General features: G+C 64.8%; 25 protein-coding genes. 18 read left to right on the forward strand and 7 right to left on the reverse strand.

The genetic code is table 11. The features are described from left to right. Genes ACYP5B_RS00650 through ACYP5B_RS00680 form a run of 7 tightly spaced genes read right to left on the reverse strand, consistent with a single transcriptional unit; the run spans position 1 to position 5807 of the window. A complete protein-coding gene (locus ACYP5B_RS00650; RefSeq protein ID WP_459568162.1) occupies positions 1-726 on the reverse strand; it encodes a dienelactone hydrolase family protein in 726 nt (241 codons plus the stop codon). A gap of 17 nt (positions 727-743) precedes the next feature. After that, positions 744-1418 carry a 4-carboxy-4-hydroxy-2-oxoadipate aldolase/oxaloacetate decarboxylase gene (locus tag ACYP5B_RS00655; RefSeq protein WP_459568163.1) on the reverse strand — a complete coding sequence of 225 codons (675 nt, stop codon included), beginning with the start codon at positions 1416-1418 and terminating at the stop codon, positions 744-746. Then, positions 1415-2092 (reverse strand): RraA family protein, encoded by a 678-nt coding sequence (locus ACYP5B_RS00660; RefSeq protein ID WP_459568164.1) that lies wholly within the window; start codon positions 2090-2092, stop codon positions 1415-1417. The genes ACYP5B_RS00655 and ACYP5B_RS00660 overlap by 4 nt, the downstream gene beginning before the upstream one ends. Before the next feature lie 3 nt (positions 2093-2095). Next, a complete protein-coding gene (locus ACYP5B_RS00665) occupies positions 2096-2758 on the reverse strand; it encodes an RraA family protein (protein ID WP_459568165.1) in 663 nt (220 codons plus the stop codon). Next, a complete protein-coding gene (locus tag ACYP5B_RS00670) occupies positions 2755-3771 on the reverse strand; it encodes a DODA-type extradiol aromatic ring-opening family dioxygenase (RefSeq protein WP_459568166.1) in 1017 nt (338 codons plus the stop codon). Before ACYP5B_RS00670 ends, ACYP5B_RS00665 begins: the two co-directional genes overlap by 4 nt. Positions 3772-3802: 31 nt before the next feature. Further along, a complete protein-coding gene (locus ACYP5B_RS00675) occupies positions 3803-4816 on the reverse strand; it encodes an amidohydrolase family protein (RefSeq protein WP_459568167.1) in 1014 nt (337 codons plus the stop codon). 28 nt (positions 4817-4844) lie between these two features. After that, positions 4845-5807, reverse strand: coding sequence for a PDR/VanB family oxidoreductase (locus ACYP5B_RS00680; protein WP_459568168.1), 963 nt, complete (start codon positions 5805-5807; stop codon positions 4845-4847). 271 nt (positions 5808-6078) lie between these two features. On the opposite strand from ACYP5B_RS00680, the gene ACYP5B_RS00685 reads away from it, so the two are divergent. The 18 genes from ACYP5B_RS00685 (at position 6079) to ACYP5B_RS00770 (ending at position 23738) form a co-directional block, all read left to right on the forward strand. Beyond that, complete coding sequence (locus ACYP5B_RS00685) at positions 6079-7218, forward strand: WD40/YVTN/BNR-like repeat-containing protein (protein WP_459568169.1); 1140 nt, start codon at positions 6079-6081, stop codon at positions 7216-7218. A 99-nt stretch (positions 7219-7317) separates the two neighbouring features. After that, a complete protein-coding gene (locus ACYP5B_RS00690; RefSeq protein ID WP_459568170.1) occupies positions 7318-8532 on the forward strand; it encodes an acyl-CoA dehydrogenase family protein in 1215 nt (404 codons plus the stop codon). 22 nt (positions 8533-8554) lie between these two features. Then, positions 8555-8863, forward strand: a complete 309-nt coding sequence (locus tag ACYP5B_RS00695; protein WP_459568171.1) for a hypothetical protein — start codon at positions 8555-8557, stop codon at positions 8861-8863. A 62-nt stretch (positions 8864-8925) separates the two neighbouring features. Next, positions 8926-10179: a Rieske 2Fe-2S domain-containing protein gene (locus ACYP5B_RS00700; protein WP_459568172.1), complete on the forward strand. Its 1254-nt coding sequence runs from the start codon at positions 8926-8928 to the stop codon at positions 10177-10179. 7 nt (positions 10180-10186) lie between these two features. After that, positions 10187-10984, forward strand: coding sequence for an amidohydrolase family protein (locus tag ACYP5B_RS00705; RefSeq protein WP_459568173.1), 798 nt, complete (start codon positions 10187-10189; stop codon positions 10982-10984). Position 10985: 1 nt separating this feature from the next. Then, positions 10986-12089: a zinc-dependent alcohol dehydrogenase gene (locus tag ACYP5B_RS00710; RefSeq protein WP_459568174.1), complete on the forward strand. Its 1104-nt coding sequence runs from the start codon at positions 10986-10988 to the stop codon at positions 12087-12089. Positions 12090-12144: 55 nt separating this feature from the next. Then, the gene (locus tag ACYP5B_RS00715; RefSeq protein WP_459568175.1) at positions 12145-12996 is read left to right on the forward strand and encodes an amidohydrolase family protein; all 852 of its coding nucleotides are present in this window, start codon (positions 12145-12147) and stop codon (positions 12994-12996) included. A gap of 1 nt (position 12997) precedes the next feature. Beyond that, the gene (locus ACYP5B_RS00720; protein WP_459568176.1) at positions 12998-13693 is read left to right on the forward strand and encodes a GntR family transcriptional regulator; all 696 of its coding nucleotides are present in this window, start codon (positions 12998-13000) and stop codon (positions 13691-13693) included. A 317-nt stretch (positions 13694-14010) separates the two neighbouring features. Next, on the forward strand, positions 14011-15090 hold the full coding sequence (locus ACYP5B_RS00725) for a porin (RefSeq protein WP_459568177.1): 1080 nt from the start codon (positions 14011-14013) through the stop codon (positions 15088-15090). 87 nt (positions 15091-15177) lie between these two features. Next, positions 15178-15705: a hypothetical protein gene (locus ACYP5B_RS00730; RefSeq protein WP_459568178.1), complete on the forward strand. Its 528-nt coding sequence runs from the start codon at positions 15178-15180 to the stop codon at positions 15703-15705. 56 nt (positions 15706-15761) lie between these two features. Next, positions 15762-16301, forward strand: coding sequence for a DoxX family protein (locus ACYP5B_RS00735; RefSeq protein ID WP_459568179.1), 540 nt, complete (start codon positions 15762-15764; stop codon positions 16299-16301). Positions 16302-16361: 60 nt separating this feature from the next. Continuing rightward, the gene (locus ACYP5B_RS00740) at positions 16362-17411 is read left to right on the forward strand and encodes an aromatic ring-hydroxylating dioxygenase subunit alpha (RefSeq protein ID WP_459568180.1); all 1050 of its coding nucleotides are present in this window, start codon (positions 16362-16364) and stop codon (positions 17409-17411) included. 33 nt (positions 17412-17444) lie between these two features. Continuing rightward, positions 17445-19016 carry an FAD-dependent oxidoreductase gene (locus tag ACYP5B_RS00745; protein ID WP_459568181.1) on the forward strand — a complete coding sequence of 524 codons (1572 nt, stop codon included), beginning with the start codon at positions 17445-17447 and terminating at the stop codon, positions 19014-19016. A 46-nt stretch (positions 19017-19062) separates the two neighbouring features. Beyond that, positions 19063-20427, forward strand: coding sequence for an MFS transporter (locus tag ACYP5B_RS00750; RefSeq protein ID WP_459568182.1), 1365 nt, complete (start codon positions 19063-19065; stop codon positions 20425-20427). A 19-nt stretch (positions 20428-20446) separates the two neighbouring features. Then, positions 20447-21619, forward strand: coding sequence for a mandelate racemase/muconate lactonizing enzyme family protein (locus ACYP5B_RS00755; protein ID WP_459568183.1), 1173 nt, complete (start codon positions 20447-20449; stop codon positions 21617-21619). A gap of 52 nt (positions 21620-21671) precedes the next feature. Beyond that, positions 21672-22169: a hypothetical protein gene (locus tag ACYP5B_RS00760; protein WP_459568184.1), complete on the forward strand. Its 498-nt coding sequence runs from the start codon at positions 21672-21674 to the stop codon at positions 22167-22169. Positions 22170-22183: 14 nt separating this feature from the next. Continuing rightward, positions 22184-22372 (forward strand): hypothetical protein, encoded by a 189-nt coding sequence (locus tag ACYP5B_RS00765; protein ID WP_459568185.1) that lies wholly within the window; start codon positions 22184-22186, stop codon positions 22370-22372. Positions 22373-22517: 145 nt separating this feature from the next. Continuing rightward, positions 22518-23738, forward strand: a complete 1221-nt coding sequence (locus ACYP5B_RS00770) for an MFS transporter (protein ID WP_459568186.1) — start codon at positions 22518-22520, stop codon at positions 23736-23738. Positions 23739-23775 lie beyond the last annotated feature (37 nt).

Here is a 23775-nt window from a genome sequence, read left to right on the forward strand (position 1 = left end):
CTATGCGGCCGTGGTGAGATGCCGGGCGAAGTGCAGCACGGTGCGGCCGTGCGCCTGCATGGCGGCAAGCGGTTGGTAGCTGGCGCGCTCCCAGCAATTGAAGCCATGGCTGGCGCCCGGATAGACGAAGAACTTCGCCGAGTCTCGATCGGCAAACGCAGCCCTGACGCGCTCGACTGCCGCGAGCGGGATCATGGGATCCGTTGCGCCATAGTGGAACAGCATTGGGCAACGCACGCTTGCCGCCTTCTGCAATTGGTCCTGGATGCCGCCGCCGTAATAGCAGGCGGCGGCGTCCACCAGCCCAGCCGCGGCGGCCAGGTAGGCCAGCCGGCCACCGATGCAGAAACCGAGCGCACCGACACCGCCCGTCACCTCGGGCCGCGCGCGCAGGGTGCGCACGGTGCCTTCCAGGTCGGCGACGATTTCGGCCATGTCGGCGCGGACTAACATGTCGCGTGCCCGGGCGGCCTCGTCGCCCACGTAGGCGAACTCTTCGCGCGGCGCCTGGCGCCAGAACACCTCCGGCGCCAGCACGACAAAGCCAAGCTGTGCATATTGCTCGGCCACCGCGCGGATGTGGCGATTGACGCCGAAGATCTCCTGGAAGAGGAGCAGTCCGGGGCCCGTGCCCGCCGGGGGCAGGGCGAGATAGCCCTCGTAAGCGCGGCCATCAGGCGCCGTAATGCTGATCCAGTTGGTCCGGATCGACTCGTCTTCGTTCATGTCGTGTGGTCTCCCGCTCAGTTCCAGCCGAAGATGTCGAGCGTAGTCTCACCGGCCCGCAGTCGCCGGCACTGCTCGGCCTCAGTGGCTTCGCGCGCCAGACCGGCATCCACCACCTTCCCGGCGCGGTCGCGCGGAATGCACACCACGCCGTCGCCATCGCCCGCGATCAGGTCGCCGGCATGCACCGCGACTTCGCCGAACACGGTCGGCGCGTTGATCCATCCGCGTGCGCCGAAGTCCTTTCCGGTGCCGCGAATGCACAGGCCACGCGCGAACACGGGGAAGCCGATCTCTTCGAGAAGCACGCCATCGCGCACGCAGCCATCGATGACGAGACCGCCGAGCCCGCGCACCTGGCTGGCGGTGGACATCACCTCGCCCCAGTAGCCGTGCTCAAAGGCATCGCTGACCGACACCACCAGAACGTCGCCGGGTTGTGCAGCATAGATGGCTCGGTGCAGCCACAGGTTGTCGCCGCCAGGGGCATGCACCGTGACGGCGGGGCCGCACAGCCGGAAGCCCGGTGCGACCGGCTTGATCGCGGAGGGAAAGACGCCGATCTTGCCGCCCGCCTCGTGCAGCGTAGCCGTCGGGATGGTGCGCGCGGCGTCGACGATGTCGGGGGCGGTACGCGCGAATTCCAGTTGCGTCGTGTCGCGCGGATCAACGCGGTCGATTGGCGAGGTCATGCTTTGGCTCCTTCGATACGCGTCTGGAGTTGGTGGTAGCGGAACTGCTTGCGCGCTTCGTCGAGGCGCATGCCGCCGGCGACTGCCGCACGGATCGCGTTCTCGGCGGCTTCGATTTCTTCCGCCACGGCGAGGATGCGTGCTTCGTGCTCGCGCGGGATTGACACCAGGCCGTCACCATCGCCGCGCAGGATGTCGCCGGGCGCGACGCGCACGTCGCCGATGTTGACAGGCACGTTGGTCGCTTCGACCTGCACGCGGTCCTTGCCGGTACGCATCCAGTTGTCGCGCGAGAACACGGGATAGCCGAGCGACAGACACAGGTGGACGTCGCGGTTGATGCCGTCGATTACCGTGCCGGCAATGCCGCGCCGATGGGCGATCTCGGTCATGATGTCGCCCCAGACCGTGGCATCGGTGCGGCCGCCGTTGTCCAGCACGATGACGTGTCCGGGCGGCACGTCGTCGATGAAATCGCCGACGGTGCCCGCCGGGCTGGCGGCAGGGCCGTAGAGAATGGTGAAGGCGCGACCGGCCATGCGGAAGGCAGGATCACGCGGCTTGATGGCGCGGCACTGGCCGACGATGCCTAGGCGGTCCATGGCGTCGCTGAGCGTGGCGCTGTCCAGCTTGCCGGCGCGGGCGACGTTCTGGTCTTCGAGGTGTTTAGACATGGCTTATTCCTTCAGCATGAATTCGTAGTTGCCGCCCATGACCTGGCTCATCGGCGTGCCGGCCAGTACGGCCTTCGCCATACGGGCCTCTCGGGCGACGATGCCTTCTGCGGTTTCCAGCACGCGGGCGATGTCGGACGAGGCGATGAAGATGACCGCGCTGCGATCTGCCACCACGTAGTCGCCGGCGTCAACGTCCACATCCCACACCTTGATCGGCACGTTGGTGCCTTTCTCGACGATTCGGCCGCGCGCGGTACGGGCGGTGAGCGCGGCGGCAAAGACGGGGAAGTGCATCGCGCGCGCTTCGTCGATGTCGCGCACGGGGCCGTCGGCCACCACGCCCGCGATGCCTTTCACCTTCGCACCGAGCGAGAGCAGGCCGCCCCAACTTCCAGCCTCGACGCCGGTATGCTGCTCGACCACGATCACGTCGTCTGGCCCACCAGCCTCGATGGCGGTAGTGCCGAGATGGCGGGGCTCACCGGGCGGCGAAGCGCCGGTGCCCAGCTTGACGGTAATCACGCGGCCGGCGATGCGGCCCTCGCCGGATTCCTGCCGGACGCCGCTCACGACGCCCGGCAGGTCGAGCTTGTCGAGCGTATCGGACACTGCGCAGCAATCCAGGCGACGTAGGCGGCGCACATATTCCTGAGGGGTAGTCATCGGATGGCTTCCTTGTTGCTGTCGGGCCGCCAGCACGCGAACCCCATTGCGTTGCCCGTGCCGGCTTCACTGCGGTAGCACGGGACGTAGTCGACCACTTCCATCTCGAAGCCGAGTTCGTCCATGGCCCCGGCGACCGGAATCCAGTTCTTGACCTCGGAGGTGCCGGCCTGGAAGATCGCTTCGCCAAGTCCCTCGACGGGCGCGAAGTCATGCGCGCGCATGCTGTCGAGGATCAGTTGGTCGACGCATTCGTCGATGACGAAGTGAGTCAGGCCGCCCGACGCGATGATCGCCACTCGAGCGTCTCTGTCCCACGACTGGATCGCGCGGGCAAGAGAGCGGCCGAAGGCGTGACACCGGCCCGCAGTCGGCTGGTTGGGCGGATAGAACGTGTTGATCAGTACCGGAACGGTCGGGATCACCTGGTCCTTCATCAACTGCCGGAACACGAAGCCGAATGCGTGCGGCGTCTCCGTGGCCGACAGGCGCTTAAGCGCCGCGATGTCGAATCCGTCGGCCACCGCGCATTCGATCAGATGCCGGCCGAGGCCCGGCACGCCGGCGTAGGTCGCTTCCGGCGGCATGTAGCCGGGCATGGCGTGCGCCACGCCGGGCGGCAGCCGTGACAGCTTCTCATCGCTGATCATGTTGTTGACGATGGTCTCGCCCCACATCACGCTGAAGGCGGGCACCAGCATGTCGTCGAAGATCTCCATCTGGTCGTTGCCGACGATCACGGCGACGTCCGGGCGGACTTCGGCGAGGATCTGCGCCATGCGTTCGATGGCCTGCATGCAGCGCGCGTGCCGCGCTTCCCAGACTTCCGGCGTGAGTTCCGCAGCCAGGTTCTCGGAGGCGCGCTGCCTGACCAGTTCGTCGAATGTCCAGGTTCGGCCTTGGTAGTGATGCAGGCTGCGACGGTCATCGGGCAGGCGTGAGCCCCACGTGTGCGGCGGCGTGACCAGCATGGGCCCGTGCGAGGTGCCCATGCCGAGTACGATTTCTGCCATGGTTGGTCTCCTCTTTTCGTTCTGGTTTGCTCTAGCGGTACGCGGCCAGGTCGAGGTTGAAGAGATCTTGCGCGTTGCCGAAGAAGATCATGTCCTTCTCTTCGGGCGACAACCAGTCGAAGCCCTGGATAAACGGCTTGATGTCGTCGAAGGTGCGGCCGGTGGCCGGGTTGACCTGCGAACCCACGCCGGGGCACTCGGCACCGAACAGGCAGCGGTCGGCGCCGACCGTTTTGATCAGCAGGCGCAGCGATTCCTCCGAATACAGCACGGTGTCGTAGTACAGGTTGCGCATCCCGGCAAGGAAATCGCGGCCCGCACGCGCGGCGCCGGACTGGAAGCGGCCGATCTGGTAGGGGATGGATCCACCGCCGTGCGAGACCAGGATCTTCAGCGACGGGAAGTCCTTGAATACGTCGGAATTCACGAGGCCGAAGACGGCGATGGTCTCTTCATTGATGAAATGGACCGTGTACGGCGAGCGAGCGGAATGCGAGCCGGTGGCATGGATATGCGCTGGGATATCGAGTTCACACAACTTCTCGTAGAGCGGATACCAGTAGCGGTCGCCCAGCGGCGGCGCTTCGGAGCCGCTGTTCTCGAACGGGTCCGGATTGAGCAACACGCCGCGAAAGCCCAGCTCCTTCACGCAGCGTTCCAGTTCCGGCAGCACCACTTCGATGGGGTCGCCGGCCACCTGCGGCAGGCCGCCCACGCCGATGAAGCGCTTCGGCAGCAGCTTGACCGTGCGGGCGATGATGTTGTTGGTTTCCTCGGTGAACCAGTGCACCAGCTTGCCCGGCTTGGCGCTGTGCATCATCTGGAATGGACGCGGCGACAGCAACTGGACAGTGGTGCCCACGCGGTCGAGCAGGTCGATGTGGCCGGCCGGGCCCATCTCTTTGCGGTTGGCGTAGTGCAGGATCTCCTCGTCCGTCACTTCCGGCATCTTGCGCCCGTGCTCGCCGCGGTGGGAAAGGATGTGGGCCTTGTAGACCCAGAGTTCGGCAGGCGGGCTGACGTGGCCGTGGCAGTCAATGATCATGGGATGTCTCCGGTTTGGATGAAATGACTTACAGATCGAGGACCAGCCGCTCGCCCTTGCAGCCCGAGCAGCAGATCATCATGGTGTTGTTGGCCGCCTTCTCAGGGTCGGAGAGGATGGCGTCGCGATGGTCCGGAAGGCCCGACAGCACGCGAGTCTCGCAGGCGCCGCACACGCCTTCCTCGCAGGAGTGTGCTACTTCGATCCCGGCCTCCTTGAGCACCTGCAGGATTGTCTTGCCGCCCGGTACCTGCAGCGACTTGCCGCTGCGGCTCAACTCCACCGTGTAGCCGCCGTCCAGCGCGGATTCCTGTTTCGCGGTGAAGTACTCGACATGGACCTGCGCCGGCGGCAGTTGCGCTGTGGCGGCCTCGAATGCCGCGAGCATCGGGCCGGGGCCGCAGCAATAGAAGTGGGCGTCTGCCGGCTGGCTCGCCACCAGCGCCTCGATGTCGAGCACACCCCCGGCTTCCGCATCGATGTGCAGATGCAGGTTCTCGTAGCCCCGCAGCTCTTCCAGGAAGGCGACGTCGACCCGATCGCGGCATGAGCAGACCAGCGTCATCGAACGGTCAAGCGCCTTTAGGCGCCTTGCCATGCAGAGGATGGGCGTAATGCCGATGCCGCCGCCGATCAGCACGGAATGCGCGGCCTCCTCGTTGAGGGGGAAGTTGTTGCGCGGCGGTTCTACGTCGATCACTACACCGGGGCGCAACTGTTCGTGCATGAAGCTGGAGCCGCCCCGGCTCTTGGGGTCTCGCTTCACGCCGACCTGGTATCGCCGCTGGTCCCGTCCGCCTTCGAGCAACGAGTACTGGCGCACCAACCCGTTGGGAAGGTGCAGACCGATGTGGGCGCCCGGCTCGCTGGGCGGGAGGGTGGCGCCGGCCGGCGAGGTGAAGGCATAGAGCAGGGTGTCGCGGGCCAGGTATTGAATCGACTCCAGGCGCAGCCTCAGCAGGGCGGCCGTGGAAGGGGGCTGGTCGTTCATGTGTTGTCTCCAGTTACAGCAATCACGGATCGGCGAGGCGGGTGCCTGCCGGCGCCTGGGGTCCGATGCCATCCGGTTTGAGTCCGGCTGCTTCGTCGTTGACGCGAAATTCTTTTTTGCATATTATTTCGACTAACAAGAAAAAAGTCAAAGACTCTCGAGCCGGGACTTTTCACCGAATCGGCACGAAGGGTCACATCACCGGTGGAAACAGGCAACGGCATCGTGCAGCGCAGCGGCACCTCCCGCGTCACATGGAATGGAGAAAAAATTGATCGCAGTCCTTTCTTGCAACGGCGGCACAGTCACGCACGGCAGCGGCCCCGCCAATCAGCTCTTCGTTGCCACCTTGCATGGCATGCACGTGTTCGAGCGGGCGGGGCAGGGCGCCCCATGGAAGCGAACCCGCTCGGCGCTGGAAGACCACCATGTGAGCGCCTTGCTGTACGAGCTGCACTCGGGACTGCTGTTTGCCGGCGCACACGGTAAGGGCGGCATGTGGTGCAGCCGGGACCTCGGCCGAACGTGGGAGCCGCGCGGCAACGGCCTGAAGAGTGAACATGTGTACACGCTGGCGGCCCAGCAGCGCGACGGGCGCGTCGTGCTGCACCTCGGCACCGAACCCTCGGCGCTGTACCGCAGTGACGATCTGGGCGAGAACTGGGTGGAAGTCTCGGCCATGCTTTCCGTGCCGGACCAGGATAAATGGACGTTCCCGCCGCCCCCGCACGTGGCACACGTCAAGAACGTGGCCTTTCACCCGGCGCAGCCGGAAACGCTATACGTGTGCATCGAGCAGGGCGCGCTGCTGAAGACCACGGACGGCGGCGCGAGCTGGACTGAGCCGCGCAGCTATGAATCCGAGCAGGACAAGTTCTATCACGACAACCACCGCGTGCTGATCCGCCCTTCGAATCCGGACCAGCTCTTCATGTGCGGCGGCGAAGGGTTGCACTACAGCGCGGACGCCGGAGAGACGTGGACACACCTGATGACGCGCGCGGACCACATAGGCTACCCCGACGCGATGTTCATCGACCCGCGCGACGAGAACGTACTCTACCTCGGCGGCCCCGGCAACGCGCCGCGCGAATGGGGGGCAAAGCGCAGCGCGGACGCGACCGTGCTGCGCAGCAGGGACGGAGGCGTGACATGGGACGAGATCCGTAATGGCCTGCCTGCCGAGGTGGTCGGCAATATCGAAGGCATGGGCCTGTATCACTGGGGCGACCAGATCATGCTGCTGGCCGGCACCGCGACCGGCGAGGTCTACGCCAGCGAAGACGGTGGCGAGCATTGGCAGACCCTTGCCGATGACTTGCCGCCAATCTCGAAGGGCGGCCACTACCGTTGGTTCCTCCGGGCCGACGAGCGCGAAAAGGTGGAGGACCGCATGCGCACCGGCACCTGACAGCCGCCCGGCTGAACCATTCAGAAACGACGAGCCTTGCCACGCCGCGGCTTCCACCGCGCGGCACGGCGGCGTACGTCCTCACACAGGAGACAAGACGTGAGCACATCCCCCCTAACTTCCCCCGGCAGCGTGCCCGTACTCGCCAGCCACGACGCTGCCGTATCAGCGGCACGTGCGTTGCAAGACCGTATTCGCGCCCGCGCCGAGCGCACGGAAAGCGAGCGCATCGTTTCCAAGGAAACCATTCATGACCTGATGGACGCCGGTCTGTTCGGCGTCGTGACGCCCCGCATGTTCGGCGGTTCAGAGCTGGGCTTCGCCACGCTGGTCGACGTGACCGCCGAGATTGCCTCGGCGTGTGGGTCAACCGGCTGGGTCTACGGCGTGCTGGCCGGCCATAGCTGGATGCTGAACCTGTTCCCGCTGCTGGCGCAGCGCGAGGTGATGAGCGGCGAGCGCGTGCTGACCGCCACGGTGTTCCGCCTCGGCGGCACCATCACCGAAGTGGAGGGCGGCTACCGCCTGGTCAACGGCGATGGCCGCTTCTGCTCCGGGATCGACCACGCGCAATGGGTCATCGTCGGCAATGCCGTGCAGCGCGAAGGCCAACCGCCCGAACCGCGCTTCTTCGTGGTGCCGCGCGAAGACATCGAGATCGTCGACGACTGGTTCACCGCCGGCATGCGCGGCACCGGCAGCCGCTCCATCCGTATCGCCGAGACCTTCATTCCGGCACATCGCTCCGTGTCAGTCAGGGAAATGATGTCGGGCATGACCGACGAAACCGGGTCGGTACGCGCCCCGATTTATCGCATGCCGTTCCAGAACGTGACGCCGTTCTCGCTGGTGGGCGCACCGCTGGGCATGGCGCGCGCCGCGGTGCGGTCGTTCACGGAAGGGCTTGCCGCGCGCCTCTCGACATTCAGCAGCGAGCAGGTGGCCGAGCAGTCCGCCACCTTCGCGCGCGTGGCGGAATCGGTGGCGGAGATCGACGCCGCGCTGGCCGTGGTGCGCGAGGATGCCCGGCGCGTGGACAGTGCCGAAGACCCCAGATTGATCAGCGAGCTCGACTGGGCGCGCATCCCGCGCGACTGGGCCTATGCCGCGCAGAAGGCGCGCTACGCGGTGAACGCGCTGTTCGAAGCCGCCGGCGGTTCCGGCATCTACAACACCTCCGAGCTGCAGCGCATCTGGCGCGACGTCAACTCCGCCGCGCAGCACTTCGCCTTTACGTGGGACAGCGCCATGACCAGCTACGGACGCGCTGCCATCGGCTTGCAACCGTCCAAGTTCGGGCCGAAGGGCCGTTGACCCGTAGATAGTGGAGAGCGACATGCACGCCGACGACCTGACTTCCATCGACGACTACTCTACCGCGACCCTGTCATCCATCTGCGACAGGATGGCGGCCTCTCATGAGGTGGAGCACATGATCTATCGCGAATCGGAACTGGACGAAGTCTGGCGCCTGCTCGACGCCGACGTCGCCAATGCTGCGCGCGACGGCCGCAACGCGCAGCAGTTGCAGCGCCTGGAGGCCATGCGCTCCCTGGTGATCGAAGCACACGACCTGGTCGGCAACGACGGAGACACCGTTGCCGCCCGGGAACGCCTGGGCCGTGCCATTGCGCTTCTGGACTGAAGCCGGCGCGTGCCGATATTTACCCACAGAGAAGATACACAGACTCAAGGATAGGAGGACCTATGCTCACTCGCGAAGACAACAATGTGCTGACCCAGGTTGGTCGTGGCACCCCGATGGGCGAACTGATCCGGCGCTTCTGGATTCCCGCGCTGCTGGCGTCCGAAATTGCCGAGCCGGGCGGCAAGCCGGTGCGTGTGCGGTTGCTCGGCGAAGACCTCGTAGCCTTCCGCGACAGCGACGGCAAGGTCGGCCTGCTCGACGAGCAATGTCCCCACCGCCGCGCATCGTTGGCGCTGGGCGACAATTCCGACGGCGGACTGCGCTGCCTCTACCACGGCTGGAAGTTCGCGACCGACGGCACCTGCCTGGATACGCCCACCGAGCCGTCCGGCTCCGCCTTCTGCTCGCGCATCCGCGCGCAGGCCTATCCGACCCGCGAAGTGGGCGGCGTGATCTGGACTTACATGGGGCCGGCCGCCGAGCAGCCGCAGTTTCCGGAGTTCGAGTGGCTGTCCTATCCGGCTGTGAACGCGGTGCCGTTCAAGGTTCTGGAAGACTGCAACTACGCGCAGGCGGTCGAGGGCACCATCGACTCGGCGCACGCCGGCGTGCTCCACCGCGAGCAGCCCTGGAACGCGCCCGCAAAGTACGACCATGAGCGCGACCTGCAGCCGAAGATCGAAGTCGAGTACACGAAGTACGGCCTGCGCTACGCCGGCGTGCGCAACTTCCGCGAGGAAGGCAAGCTGCACGCGCGCGTGACCGAAGTGGTGCTGCCCTTCTTCACGCTGATTCCGCCCGACGGCTTCGGAGTGCGAAAGAACCGCCGCATGGCCAACGCCTTCGTGCCGCGCGACGACGAGTCCACCTGGCACATCCAGTGGTTCTTCGACGAAACCCAGCCGGTGGACGTCGCCTACCGGATCGAGGAGGGCGGCCACTGGGTCGACGAGAGCTTCCGCAAGATGCTCAACATCGACAACTGGTACCAGCAGGACCGGAAGTGGATGAAGACGGGCTCGATGTCCGGCATCAAGGGAATCCTGACGCAGGACCACGCGGTCAGCGAAACGCAGGGCCGCATCCTGGACCGCACCAAGGAGCACTTGGGTACGTCCGACGTCGCGGTGGTGGCGTGGCGCCGGCAGATGATTCGCACCGCGCGTGCGCTAGCCGAGCGGGGTGAGGTGCCGAGCGTGCTGATCGCACCGATGCCGTTCCCGCAGATCCGCGCGGCCACGGTGATCTTCAGCAACCAGCGGACCTGGAAGCAGGAAGTCCCGCTTAACCCCGACGTGGCGCTTACGGCCTGAGGCGGCAATGCTGATCGACAGTCACGCCCACGTGTCGCCGGCTTGGTACGAGCCGGTCGAAACGCTGCTCGGCCAGATGGCGCGCCACGGCGTAGCGCGCGCGGTACTGACGCAGATGATCGGGCAGGTGGACAACGCCTACCAGGCAAGCTGCGTGCAGGCGCATCCCGGCCAGTTTGCCAGCATCGTGTGGATCGATCCGGCGGCTCCCGATGCACCGGAAACGCTCGCCAGGCTGGCGAGCGAAGGGGCCGCTGGCGTGCGCCTGCGTCCCGGCGCTCGCTCGCCCGGCGTCGACCCGCTTGCCATCTGGAAGGCAGCCGAGGCGTGCGGGCTGGCGGTCAGTTGCGTCGGCAACGCCGAAGCGTTCATGGCGCCGGCCTTCGCGGAATTGCTGGAAACGGTGCCGGGGCTCCATGTCGTGCTCGAACACCTCGGCGACACCAGCAAGCCGATGGAGACCGAAGCGGACGGCGAGTTGCGCTACACGGTCTTGCGGTTGGCTCGCTTCGACAACGTCAGCCTCAAGGTGCCGGGATTCGGCGAGTTGGCGCCGCGCGAACCGTCCGCGCTGCACGGAGGACGGACGTTCGGCGGTGCCGCCGCTGCCCTGCTCGAAGCCGCTATCGCTGCCTTCGGCGGGCAGCGCCTGATGTGGGGCAGCGATTTCCCGGTGGTGAGCAGCCGTGAAGGCTATGGCAATGCCCTGGCGCTGGTGCGCGAGTGCCTCTTCGATTATCCCTTTGCGGTCCGCGAGGCCATCTTGGGCGGCACCGCGCGCCGCGTATTCTGGAAGGAGACATGACATGACAAGGAAAGTTCTGGCGGCCGTCAAGACTGGTGTCGAGACGACTGAGTTGAGGGAGTTCGACTACCCGCAAGTGCAGCCGGACTCCGGCATTCTCAAGGTAGAGGCGAGCGGCGTGGGCGGGAGTGATCCAGAGTTGTATCGCAAGCCCGGGCATGCCCCCGTCATCATGGGGCACGAGAACGTCGGCACGATTGTCGAGGTCGGCCAGATCGCGCAGCAGCGCTGGGGCGTCAAGGCCGGCGACCGAGTGGCGCTGCACGAGTACCTGCCGTGCTGGCACTGCGAATGGTGCATGAAAGGGGACTTCCGGCTTTGCATGGAAGTCGACTTCTTCAATGTGAAGGACAGGCTCAATACGCTGCGTTTCGGCATGTCCACCTGCAATATCGCCCCCCACCTTTGGGGCGGCTACGCGCAGTACATGCACCTGCCGCTGAACACGGTGATGCATGTGATTCCACCGGACATGCCGGCCGTCCACGCCACGCTGGCGGTGCCGTTCGGCAACGGCGTGCAGTGGGCCTGCCACGACGGCGGCGCCGGGCCGGGCAAGACCGTGCTGGTGTTCGGTCCGGGGCAACAGGGCCTGGGCTGCGTCCTCGCGGCGAAGGCGGCGGGTTCGCTCACCGTGATCCTGGCCGGTATGACGCGCGACCGCGCCCGCCTCGACCTGTCGCTGCGGCTGGGTGCCGATCATGCCATCGACGTGCAGAATCAGGATCTGCATGCCGAGGTCATGCGCCTGACGAAGGGGCGCGGCGTCGACGTGGTGGTCGACACTACTGGCGATCCGACCGGCGAAGTGGCGCAGTTCGCCATCGGCCTGGCCGCCAAGGGTGCGTACCTGAGCCTGAACGGCCTGGAGCAGAGCGTGCCGATCGGCGAGATCAAGAAGCGCTACCTGACGGTACGCGCGCCGCGCGGACGCAGCTACGCGGCGGTGGAACTGGCCCTGCGCTACATCGCCTCGGGCAAGTATCCGCTCGACGAAGTATGTTCGCACACCTTCGGGCTGGCTCAGACTCACGAGGCGATCCTGGCCACGGCCGGCCGGGGCGTGGAGGGCACCGTCCACGTCACGGTAGACCCATGGAAGTGAACTGCCCCGCGTACTGACGAGGGCAGAACCAACGGATACAGAGGAGACATTCCCGATGATCGACAGTCATGCACACCTGATTTCCGCCGACGTGGAACGGTATCCGCCGTCTCCGCTGAGCGGCGAGCTGGAACCCGGCGCCCTGGACAATCCCGTGACGGTGGAGCGCCTGCTCGCGCTGATGGACGAGCAGGGCGTGGAACGCGCGCTGGCCGTGCAGCGCGCGCATATCTACGGTTTCAACAACGCCTATGTCTGCGACGCGGCCGCCCGTTACCCAGAACGCCTGCGCGCGTTGGGGATGGTGGACGCGCTGGACCCGGACATCCGCCGGCAGGTACGGCACTGGGTCGGCGAGCGGGGCGCGGTCGGCATCCGCCTGACCGAGCCGTTCAAGGGCGCCGACCCGTCCTGGTTCGCCTCGCGCGAGGCAATGGCGGCGTGGGAGACCGTGTCGGAACTCGGCGGCTCTGTGCGGCTGCACTTCTACCGCTGGAACCGGGAGGCATGCCTGAAGGCACTGAAGCCGGTGCTCGTGGCATTCCCACAAACTACCGTGGTGCTGGACCACTTCTCCAATATCGCGGCCGAGGGCGGCGCACCGGATCATGGCGTCGACGCGTCGCTGCTGGAGATGGTCGATCATCCCAACGTCTACCTGCTCTACTCCATGATCAACCTGGGCAAGCTCGCCGCCCAGCAGATGCCGGCGGCGCCGATGGTCGAGCGAGTGGTGCGCGAGTTCGGCGCGGATCGTGTGATGTGGGGCTCGGACATCGCGCAGTCGAAGGGGACGTATGCGAAGATGGCCGCCCTTGCCAGGGAGTCGGTGTCCCTGTTGTCGGAGGCGGAGCAGCGCAAGGTGCTGCACGATACGGCGCGCGCGGTGTACTGGGGCGAGCGCTGAGATGGGTCGGCGTGAGGTGTTTGCACTGCCTGCGGCGCCAGCCCCACGCGCAACGGACCCTGACATTCCTTCGCGGCTCGCGGCCGAAATCCGCGAGCTGATCAACGAAGGCAAGCTGTCGCCCGGACAGCAATTGCGGCAGCAGGACCTAGCCAGGCGCTTCGGCATCAGCCGGGTGCCTGTGCGCGAAATGCTGAGCCTGCTGGTTGCCGAGGCCGCGGTCCAGCATGATCCCAATCGCGGATTCCACGTGGCGCCGCTGTCCAGCAGTGAGGCGCGTCAGCTCTATCGCATCCGCCACCTGCTGGAAACCGAATTGCTGTCGACAGTGCGATGGCCCAATCCCGATGAACTCGCCGATCTCCGCGCGCGGCTCGCCGAACTCGATCGCCAGCTGACGGAGCGGGCAGGCGCTGCCTGGGTGCGCGCACACCGCGCGTTCCATGGCGCCATCTTCTCCTTGTCCCCAGACTGGGCGCTCAGGCGTGAAGTGATGCGTCTGATGCGGCAGACGGATCGCTACCGGGCGATGGCCCCACCGGATATCGCCGGGTATCGCTTCCCGGCCGATCCGGAACACCACCTCGTAGAGACGCTTGCCGCCAAAGACCGCTTCGCGCTGCTGGAGGCCTATCGGCGCGATCGCAACGCCGTAGAGGAACGCCTGCTGGCGTCGCTGGCTGCGCGGGGTCTCTGAATTTACGCGTCCGCCGTCGCGGTGCTGTCAGCCGTTCATTGACCCGCGGACGGTGTGTTCGCACGTCGGATTTCCAGGGCGGCGCTGCGAGGAACGGGGTTTACCCCGTGACCCCAAAGAAAAGATTGAACCCGGTTGCGTCGATGTATAAGATTCGAAATACTAAATTAAATAATATGTAGAGGCGGGGCAGAAGGGTTGGACGCGGTTCCCCAACACAGCAGCCCTGATGCCAGCGACACAAACGCGTGCAAGCCCCAGAACACAGGCCGCGACGCTGGCAGAGAAGAAAAACTAAACCACTAAAAGGAGACCACGTGGACAAGAGACTCGCCGCAGTAGCGGTAGCCGGGATGCTGTTGCCCCCTGCAGCATCGGCAGCCAGCGTGACGCTTTACGGCGTCGTTGATTCGTTCGTCGGCTATTTCCGCAATTCGGAGAAGAGCGTCACCAGCCTGAATTCCGGTGGACTGGCCGGCTCCCGCTGGGGGATGCGCGGCACGGAGGATCTGTCTTCGGATCTCAAGGCTGTATTCGTTCTGGAAGGCGGCTTCAACGTCGATACCGGAACCAACGCCCAGGGTGGACGGTTGTTTGGCCGCCGCGCCACGGTTGGCATGCTCAGCAATACCTACGGCGAGATCGCTGCGGGCCGGCAACCGACTCCTGGTTACGAGTTTGCCGCGACTTTCGATCCGGTACTGATGGCTCCCGGCTCGGTGGCCGCGTCGCTCACGGGCGAGTCGAGCAACCCGTGGATGTTCAATCCGCTCAATGATCCGGCGCGGGCGGATAACGCCATCCGGTACAACTCGCCGTCGTTCGGCGACGTGACCGCTTCGGCGGCGCATGTCTTCAGCGAAAACGTTGGCACACCGGTCAATCGCAACTACGACATCGTCTCGTTCTTATATTCGGGCAACCATCTGACGGCCGGCTACGGCTTCGCACGGGCGACCGGCACGACCAATCTCACGCCTGACACCAGCCGTCAGATTGAGCATGCATTCGCCGCCTCGTATGAAACGCGATGGGCGACGCTGTACGGCACCTACCAACTGCGCTATCGACTGGGTGCTGCCCACGATTCAGCATGGCAGGTGGGTACGACAATTCCGGTCGGCGCATCAGGTAACCTGAAGCTCGGCTACGGCGCCCGCGATAGCGGCGTGGTGAACGGTCGGCCCTCAAACACCGCGACAGATGACGTCCGCGCATGGGCGGTCGGCTACACCTACCAGGCGTCGAAGCGTACGACGCTGTATGCCTTTTTCAAGCGACTGGATAACCGGGGATCGTCCAAACAAACGATCTTTCCTCCCGGCGGGCTGGGTGCACCGACGCAATTGCATGAAAGCGTCAACTCAGTGGGCGCGGGTATCTATCACCGCTTCTGACCACGCCCTCGGGTCGGCCATGGCTGTGGCCGACTCCCAAGATCCGTGCGTTCCCGACAACGGCGAATTATCCGCAGAGGTTTACATATGCAATCGAAGTCGAAGCTGACCTACATCGTCTCCATCTGCGTGGGGATACTGATCACGCTGTCGTTCACGTACAGCCTTCATTTCAATCCGCGCTGGTACGGCGACAACGGCCCCGGTGTTGGCAAGCTGCCACGCGTCATCGTCCTGAACTACATGAAACAGGCCTACGATGAAGGCAAGGGCATAGAAGCCGCGCGCGGCTATTTCTCGCCAAAGATGGTCGACCACAACCCGGGCTCCACCGAGTTGCGCGATGGCCCACCAATCCGCCACGAGATCAAGCGGGTCATCGCCGAAGGTCTCATGGTCGCCGTCTATCACCGTGTGGAAGCGGCGCGTGGCGAGCCGGCCATCGACGTGCTCGACGTGTTCAAGACGGGCGCCTACACCGGCCGGATCGCCGAAAGGCAGCGATTCATCCTCTCCGCACCGAGCGGCCATGGCGTGGCGGATGCCGCCCCTTCGACCGGGCCGGCGGCGGCACGAATCGCCATGAAGGACGGCGCGCCCGCGAACCGTCAATAGAGGATCGTGTCCGCACAGAGCTGAATGTTTCGTCTGAATCTCCACGGGGAAAACAAATGATTGCGCAAACTAATGCGACGAATGGAAGGATTGACGCAGCCGTGATCGGCCGGCTGATCCTCACCTTGATGCGGCTCACTCTCGGGGCCTGGATGATCAACAGCGGCCTGAGCCACTGGCTGACCAACTGGGGCTATCCGCCGATCTTCCCGCAACCGCTGGGGAGCCTGCCGGCATCGAACGCGATGTTGGTCACACTGATCGAGACCGGCGTGTTCGACGTCGTCAAGGCATGCGAACTGCTGGCCGGACTGCTTCTCCTGCTCGACCTCTTCGTGCCGTTCGCGCTGGCGATGACGCTGCCGATCTCCTTCATGGTCATCTTCAATGCCATTGTCCTCAATCTACGGTATGAGATGATCTTCAGCACGTCCATGAGCGTGTGGTGCCTGTACCTGAACGTGATCCTGATCCTGGCCTACCTGCGTTACTACCTGCCGATGCTGACGTGCAGGGCATCGCTGGGAAGGCTCGAAGACTTTAAGCAGTTGCCGACTGTCTTCGCTTCTTGCCCGGAAGAGCGCCGCAGCGTGTGATCTTCGCGAAGGCGAGTGCCACGAATCCCCATTCCCCAAAACACAGTCTGGAGTAGAAAAATGTTCCTTCGAAATTGCTGGTACATGGCCGGATGGTCCACGGAGTTCACCGAGGACGCCATTGTTCCCTTTACCGTGATGGACGAACCGCTGGCCATCTATCGCAAGACCGACGGAAGCCTGGCCGCGCTCGAAGACCGTTGCTGCCATCGCCTCGCGCCGCTGTCTGTGGGGCGAAAAGAGGGCGACGAACTGCGCTGCATGTACCACGGCCTAAAGTTCGCGCCGGACGGGCGTTGCACGGAAGTGCCGGGCCAGGAGCGCATCTCGCCGCGCGTCTGTGTGCGGGCTTATCCCATTGTCGAGAAGCACGGTGCGGCATGGGTCTGGATGGGCGCACCGGAGAAGGCCGACGTGACGCTGGTACCTCCCATCATCGGCCCAGACAACCCGGAGTGGGCAATGGTGTGCTCCACCTTTGACATGGACGCAAACGCCGAACTGGTCTCCGACAACCTGCTCGACCTTTCCCACGCCCCCTTCGTGCACGAGGCGACCTTCGGCGCCAGCGACCCGATCGCGCTCAAGATGATGAAGGAGAGCGAGAGCCGGCGCGGTGTCACCCAGCTCGATCGCGGCGTGCGCGCGGAGCGCTGGCAGGTGGGTCGCCAGTCCAATCCATACTTCGGGGCGCGCCCCTCGGACGACAAGGTGGTCAGCACGTTCCTGGTGCCGGGGGTCTTCATCCTCACCATCCACTCCTACGAACCGGGCGTGCTCGACCGCAACACGGGTAGCGATGTGGCCGAGACGCCGATCTTCGCGCGCTGTACCAATCAGATGATCACCCCCATCAGCCAGAACAAGTCGAGGTTCTTCTTCAACTTCGGGCCGTGGGCTGCTGCCGGCAATCTCAAGGAACACTGCTTCGGCATCGCGGATGCCGCCTTCCAGGAAGACAAGGCGATCATCCAGGCCCAGCAGGACATGATCCACCGCTCGCCCGGCCGCAAGATGGTGCTGCTGCCGATGGACCAGCCGATCGTTCGCTACAACGAGATCTACGCTCGCCTGCTGACCGAAGAGCAGCCGGTTGCTGAAACCGCCTGACGGTTTCCACCTGCAATGTTTCGAGACGAGAAGATGGAACAGAAAGAACATGCAGTGAACTGGTCGCCGCCCGCCTGGGACGATGAGGCCGATATGGTGGTGGTCGGATACGGCGGCGCCGGCGCGACCTTCGCCTTCGCGGCCGCCGAAGCCGGCGCCGACGTGCTGGTACTGGAGAAGGGCGAGCGTGGCGGTGGCAATTCGGTTTGCGTCGCGGGCGGGCTGATCATGACCTCGACGGATGAGGCCAGCACGTTCGACTACATGAACTGGTTGTGCGCTGGCCAGACCGATGAGGCCGTACTGCGCGTCTTCGTTGCCGGTCTGAAGGACATCCCCGCCTTCCAGCACAAGCTGGAACTGCCGCTGAAGGACAATCCCAGGCCCTTCAGCGCGCCGGGATTCTTCCCCGAGTTTACGGGCGCACCCGGTGCCGCCAGCATCCACGGCATGAGCGTGGTGGCCGCCCCCGGGGGCGCGGGGCTGTACAACGCCATCGCCGCCGTTGCGGAAAAGCATGGCGCCCGCGTGCGGTGCAACACCAGGGTGACGCAGCTCGTGCAACACCCGGTGTCACGCGCCATTCTCGGTGTGACCGCGCGCACCACCGACGGACGCACCATCACGGTCAAAGCACGCAAAGCGACAGTACTCGCGAGCGGCGGCTTTGAGTTCGACGAGCAGATGTGCCGGCAATACCTCACGTCGTGTCCGATTCATTTCCTTGGCAGCCCGAACCTGACGGGCGACGGCATTCGGATGGCGCAAGAGGTGGGCGCTCAGCTCTGGCACATGAACGCCGTGGCCGGGCCGCTCAACTGGGGCATCAAGGTGGAAGGCGGGCGCGTCTACGTGACGTACGACCTCAACAAGGTGGCGGGCTTCGGCTACAACTCGGGCGCGTTCAAGGACGGCGGCAGTCTGATCTGGGTGAATCGCCAGGGGCGCCGCTTCCACAACGAAACCACGGATACCGCAGACGTGCGCCACGGGCTGGGCAACCGCGCAACCTGGCTTGCCACCAATCCCGACATGCCCGAGTTCGTCAACGTCCCCGCCTTCCATATCTTCGACGAGAAGGTCCGGGCCGGCGGCGCCGCCATGACGACGCTCAACTCGCGCACGCCGCCGTGGAGTCGGGACAACCTCGTCGAACTGGAGAAGGGCTGGATCATCAAGGCCGACACATTGGAAGAGCTGGCGCTGAAGTGCCGGTGGGATGCGGAACCGGGTGCGTGGCCCGCCGGGCACCTCGACCCCGAGGCGTTGAAGGCCACGGTGGCCCGCTACAACGAGCAATGCTGCGCTGGCGAGGACACCGACTTCGGGCGCGAGAGCTTCCTGGTTCCGCTGGACAAGGGACCGTACTACGCCATCGGTCCGATGCTGCCGACTTTCCTCAACACGCATGGAGGCCCCCGGCACGATGCGCGCCAGCGCGTGTTGGACCAGCGCGAGGCCCCCATCCCGCACCTGTACGCCATCGGCGAGTGCGGCTCCCTGTGGGGGCCCTACTACAACTCGATGGGCGACATCGCAGAGTTCATCGTGTCCGGCCGGACTGCCGCGCGTTCGGCCCTCGAAGAAGCCGCCTGGGACCGCTGAAGCCTGAATAACGAGAGCTCGAGAGAGCCGTCAACCGGAGACAACCATGTTGGAAAGCCCTACCACAATCCAGTCGCCGCCACGCATGGCCGCTGCCGCTGCAGTACCTGTGAGTTCGTCAGTGGCCCCTGGCGGCTGGGTCGTGCTGTTCGTGCTCGCCACTGTCTATGTCGTATCCTTCATCGACCGCGGCGCCATTTCTCTGGTCGTTGGGCCCATCAAGCAGGATCTGGGCGCCACCGACCTCGAGATCAGTTGGCTGCTCGGGCTGTCGTTCATGCTGCTGTACAGCGTGCTCGGCGTTCCTGCGGGATATTTGGTGGACCTGTACCGCCGCAAGTACCTGCTGAGCGGCGCCATCCTGATGTGGTCCGGCGTGCAGATGCTGTGCGGCCTGAGCAATACCTACTGGCACCTGTTCCTTGCCCGCATCGGGCTCGGGGTGGGCGAAGCGATGCTCCCGCCCGCGGCCTCGTCGATGATCCGCGATGCCTTCCCACCGGAGCGGCGCGGGCTCGCATTTGGCATCTACAACATGGGGCCGATGCTGGGGAGCGGCCTGGCGCTGGTCCTCGGCAGCTTCCTGCTGACGTTCGCTGCCAGCGGCAAGCTGTCGGGGCTGCCGCTGCTGGGCGGGCTGAAGCCCTGGCAGTTTGTGCTGATCGTGCCGGGATTGATCGGCTTGCCGCTCGCGGCGGTGATGCTGCTGTTGCGCGAACCGCCGCGGCGCGACGCGCCGGTCGACGCCGACCGCGTGACCTATCCGGACGCCCTGCGCTACGCGTGGCAGCACCGCAGCGTCTATGGGCCGCTCTGGATCGCCATCTGCCTCTATGGCATCGCCATCGGCAGCCAGATGGCATGGCTGCCGGAGATCATCAACCGCTCGATGGGTATCAGCCGTCCCGTAATCGGCCAGACGCTGGGCGCGATCAGCCTGGTGGCCTCGCCGTTGGGCCTGCTGTTCTGGGGCAGCGTGGCCGACAGGCTGCAGAAGCGCGGGTGGACCGACGCGCCGGTACGGGTGGCGATCGGATCGACTGCCGTGGCAGGACTCATCACCGCATGCTTCCCGCTGATCCACAGCGCCCAGCTCGGCGCCATTGCGTACGGTGCGCAGACCTTCTTCTTCGTCATCTTTGCCGTGGCGGGAGGGGCCACGATGGCCAATTTCACGCCGGGCAACATGATGGGCAAGCTGACCGCGCTGTACTACCTGATTACAAACCTCTTGGGCCTGGCGCTGGGGCCGACCGTGTGCGCGCTGGTGGCCTGGCTGTTCTTCGACGGTCCCAATGCGCTCGGCCAGGCGTTCGTGGCCTGTTATGTGATCTCGGTCGCGTTGGCTGTCTGCTTGCTGGTTCGCGTCTCCAGATCCCTGCGCGCAGCCGGGCGCCGCGCTGTCCACTAACCTTCAACGAGTCAATACCATGAAAATCACAAAATTAGAGTGCATTCCGGTATCGATGCCGCTGAAGAAGCCGCTGCGATTGCCGAATGTCACCATCACCAAGCTCGATACCCTGCTGCTGCGGTTGCATACCGATACGGGACTGGTGGGCATCGCGGAATCGGGGGATACGTCCTCCTGGTACCGCGGCGAAAGCCAGGCCTCGATGGTCAGCATGATCTGCGACATCTTTGCCCCGCGCATACTCCTCGGCGAGGATCCCTGCAACATCGAGAAGATCGTCGGCGCGATGGACACGCTGGCGCGCGACAACAACCAGGCCAAGGGGCTGGTCGACTGCGCCCTGCACGACCTGAAGGGCAAGGCACTGGGCGTACCGGTCTACCAGTTGCTGGGCGGGCGCACGCGCGAGTCCGCGCCGCTTGGCTGGGTACTCTCCGCAGGTGAGCCGGAAAAGGTGGCGCAGGCAGCGTTGGCGGCCAGGGAAGCGGGTTTCATTGCCCTCAAGCTGAAGGTCGGGCGCGGCACCTTCGACAACGATGTAGCGACCGCCGCCGCCGTGCGCGAGGCGCTTGGCGACGGAGCGCGCATTTGCCTCGATGCAAATGGCTCGTGGAACTATGAGCAGGCATTGCGCACGATTCGCCGGCTGGATGCGTATCACCTCGATTTTGTCGAGCAACCGTTGCCGCATTGGGATATCGAGGGCCTGGCGCGGCTGCGCCAGCGCATCGAAACTCCCTTGTACGCCGATGAGGCTGCACAGGAGTTGCATCACCTGAAGGAGATCGCGGAGCGGCGTGCCGCCGACGGGGTCATCCTGAAGGTGCAGAAGGTCGGCGGCCTGCTCAAGGCCCAGCGCTTCCTGGCCGTGGCGCAGATGCTCGACCTGCCGGTGCTGTGCAGCACCCTGATCGGTTCCGGGGTAGAGGCCTGCCCGACCGCGCATCTGTGGGTGTCGAACCAGTGGGCCTGCCAGTTCATCAGCGAGAGTACCGGACCGCTGGCGGTGCACGGCGTCTGGAACAGCGAAGACATTCCGCATGGCGAAGACCTTGCCATGCACGGCGCGCGTTTTCATCGCGGCCACGTATCTCCCGGCGACGGCCCGGGCTTTGGAGTGGAACTGAACGAGGCACTGCTGTCGCGGATCCGCACCGAGGGCCGTCCGGCGCGGGTGGTTGACCTGTAGGGCACATGAACCCCGCAAGGATTTTCATTCGTCTTAAACAAGGAGACATGACGTGAACAGAGCCAATCAATCCCCGTGGAAGTACGTGATTCTATGGTTGCGGATCTATTTTGGCGCCCACCTGTTTTACTCGGGCATCCGCTTCATCCTGACTTCCTATATCCCGGAGATCCCCGGGCCAGGCGGGGTGTACGTGGAGGCTGCGAAGGGCATCTACATCTTCCAAATCATCAAGTACATGGAATGTATCTTCGGACTCATGCTGCTGACCAATCGCGGTGTATTGCTCGCGCTGATGCTGGAGATGCCTGCGACCGTCAATATCTTTTGGCTGAATACCTTCATCGTTGCCACGCCGCGCCAGCTGTTTACGGGCCCGCAGGAGCTGTTCATGAACGGCGCTCTGCTGCTGGCCTATGGGGGCTACTACGCATCGGTACTACAAGCGAAGGTCGAGCCGATGTGGCTTTGGGACGGATGGAGGAAATTGGTGCGTGCGCGCGATAGCGGAGCCGCGGCGTCGACCGGCGTGCAACGGGTGGATGCCTGAACCAGGAGACAGCAATGAAGAATGAAATGTGGATTGGCGTGTGGATGTGCGTGCTCCTTTCCGTGGCGGCGTGCATCGGCTCGACAGGGCTCGGCTATGCGGACTATCGCCCGCTGCGGAACTTCGATTATTTCGCCCTCGCGTTCTCATGGGTCTTCCTGATCGTGACGCTCGTCAAGGACAGGCACGGCAGCAAATCATGAGTCGCGTTGCGGCATAGCGACCTCGATACTTGATGCTCGATTTGAGCGGCGGCGGACCCTTGCCGCCGCTCCCTTTTTCGCTTCGCGCCCGGAGCGGCGCAAACATTTGTATTTCCCCATGCGATTACCCCACAGCCTTCGCGCATTGTCTTATCCCAACTTCAGGCTGTTCATGGCCGGGCAGGGCGCTGCGCAAGTGGGCAACTGGCAGCAGTTAATCGCCACTTCATGGCTTGCCTATGCGCTTTCCGGTTCGACGCTCGTCTTGGGCCTAGCGGCATTCGCCTTGCAGATTCCATTCTTGCTGATGGCGCCGGTGACGGGTCCGCTGCTTGACCGCCTCGATACCCGACACGTGCTTCTGGCCGCCAATACCGTCGCGTGCGTTCAGTCCCTGGTGATGCTGGCACTCGTGGCCACCGGCACGCTACGGCCGTGGCATATCGTGCTGGCGAACCTGATGCTCGGCATTGTCAACGCGTTCGATTCGCCAGCGCGGCAATCCCTCCTGTCGCAGATGGTCGACAGGAAGGAAGATCTCGCGAACGCGATCGCGCTCAATTCCAGCATGATGGCGGGTGCCCGCTTCGTCGGCCCGACGATAGCCGGTGCAATCATCGCGACCTTTGGGCAAGTGTGGGCATTTGCGGCCAACGCCATCCTGCGCTTCGCGGTCATTTCTGCCCTGCGGGCCATGCGCCTCGTCCGCACGACGCACAAGGCCCAGCCGGAGCCGTGGCTGCGGCAGTTCGTGGGCGGACTCCGGTACGCGCATCGGTTCGCGCCGTGCCGGAACAGCCTGTGGCTGCTCGCCACGATGAGCTTTACCATCCAGACTCATGCGGCCATGATGCCGTGGTTCGCGCGAGAGCGATTCCACGGAGACTCGCGCACCATGGGCATGCTGCTCGGCGCGGCGGGCCTGGGCGCGTTGGCAGGAATGATCTATCTGGCGATGCGCCGCGGGGTAAGCTGGCTCCTGGGCCTGATCGGCGTCGCCTCGGCCTTGGCGGCGCTCGCCACAATCGGCTTCGCCATGGCGTCGGCAGTATGGATGGCGTTTGCGATGCTGTTCATGCTCGGCATGGGCACGATGCTGGCGGCTGCCTCGGTCAATACCCTGATCCAGCTTGCCACGCCGGACGGATTCCGGGGGAGAGTGGCTTCCCTGTACGTCGTGGCGTTCCTTGGCATCTCGCCGGTCGGTGCCTTGTTCTGGGGCTGGGCCGCGCAACATATAGGGACCCCGACGGCCCTGACGACGTGTGGCGTCGTGCTGCTGGCTGCCACTGCGGCCTACCTGGCGAACGTTGCCGTCATGCAAGAGCAGGTCCGGCGGGTGTACAGTCGCATGAACCTGTCATGAGCGCAGGCATCTTCGTCCATCTTGTTTGGTACTGAAT

Source organism: Cupriavidus sp. 8B, assembly GCF_054589115.1.

Bases quoted from the DNA above. Each gene is read 5' to 3' on its own strand.
- ACYP5B_RS00650 (WP_459568162.1), bottom strand. From the start codon at position 726: ATGAACGAAGACGAGTCGATCCGGACCAACTGGATCAGCATTACGGCG.
- ACYP5B_RS00655 (WP_459568163.1), bottom strand. From the start codon at position 1,418: ATGACCTCGCCAATCGACCGCGTTGATCCGCGCGACACGACGCAACTG.
- ACYP5B_RS00660 (WP_459568164.1), bottom strand. From the start codon at position 2,092: ATGTCTAAACACCTCGAAGACCAGAACGTCGCCCGCGCCGGCAAGCTG.
- ACYP5B_RS00665 (WP_459568165.1), bottom strand. From the start codon at position 2,758: ATGACTACCCCTCAGGAATATGTGCGCCGCCTACGTCGCCTGGATTGC.
- ACYP5B_RS00670 (WP_459568166.1), bottom strand. From the start codon at position 3,771: ATGGCAGAAATCGTACTCGGCATGGGCACCTCGCACGGGCCCATGCTG.
- ACYP5B_RS00675 (WP_459568167.1), bottom strand. From the start codon at position 4,816: ATGATCATTGACTGCCACGGCCACGTCAGCCCGCCTGCCGAACTCTGG.
- ACYP5B_RS00680 (WP_459568168.1), bottom strand. From the start codon at position 5,807: ATGAACGACCAGCCCCCTTCCACGGCCGCCCTGCTGAGGCTGCGCCTG.
- ACYP5B_RS00695 (WP_459568171.1), top strand. From the start codon at position 8,555: ATGCACGCCGACGACCTGACTTCCATCGACGACTACTCTACCGCGACC.
- ACYP5B_RS00700 (WP_459568172.1), top strand. From the start codon at position 8,926: ATGCTCACTCGCGAAGACAACAATGTGCTGACCCAGGTTGGTCGTGGC.
- ACYP5B_RS00705 (WP_459568173.1), top strand. From the start codon at position 10,187: ATGCTGATCGACAGTCACGCCCACGTGTCGCCGGCTTGGTACGAGCCG.
- ACYP5B_RS00710 (WP_459568174.1), top strand. From the start codon at position 10,986: ATGACAAGGAAAGTTCTGGCGGCCGTCAAGACTGGTGTCGAGACGACT.
- ACYP5B_RS00715 (WP_459568175.1), top strand. From the start codon at position 12,145: ATGATCGACAGTCATGCACACCTGATTTCCGCCGACGTGGAACGGTAT.
- ACYP5B_RS00720 (WP_459568176.1), top strand. From the start codon at position 12,998: ATGGGTCGGCGTGAGGTGTTTGCACTGCCTGCGGCGCCAGCCCCACGC.
- ACYP5B_RS00730 (WP_459568178.1), top strand. From the start codon at position 15,178: ATGCAATCGAAGTCGAAGCTGACCTACATCGTCTCCATCTGCGTGGGG.
- ACYP5B_RS00735 (WP_459568179.1), top strand. From the start codon at position 15,762: ATGATTGCGCAAACTAATGCGACGAATGGAAGGATTGACGCAGCCGTG.
- ACYP5B_RS00740 (WP_459568180.1), top strand. From the start codon at position 16,362: ATGTTCCTTCGAAATTGCTGGTACATGGCCGGATGGTCCACGGAGTTC.
- ACYP5B_RS00745 (WP_459568181.1), top strand. From the start codon at position 17,445: ATGGAACAGAAAGAACATGCAGTGAACTGGTCGCCGCCCGCCTGGGAC.
- ACYP5B_RS00750 (WP_459568182.1), top strand. From the start codon at position 19,063: ATGTTGGAAAGCCCTACCACAATCCAGTCGCCGCCACGCATGGCCGCT.
- ACYP5B_RS00755 (WP_459568183.1), top strand. From the start codon at position 20,447: ATGAAAATCACAAAATTAGAGTGCATTCCGGTATCGATGCCGCTGAAG.
- ACYP5B_RS00765 (WP_459568185.1), top strand. From the start codon at position 22,184: ATGAAGAATGAAATGTGGATTGGCGTGTGGATGTGCGTGCTCCTTTCC.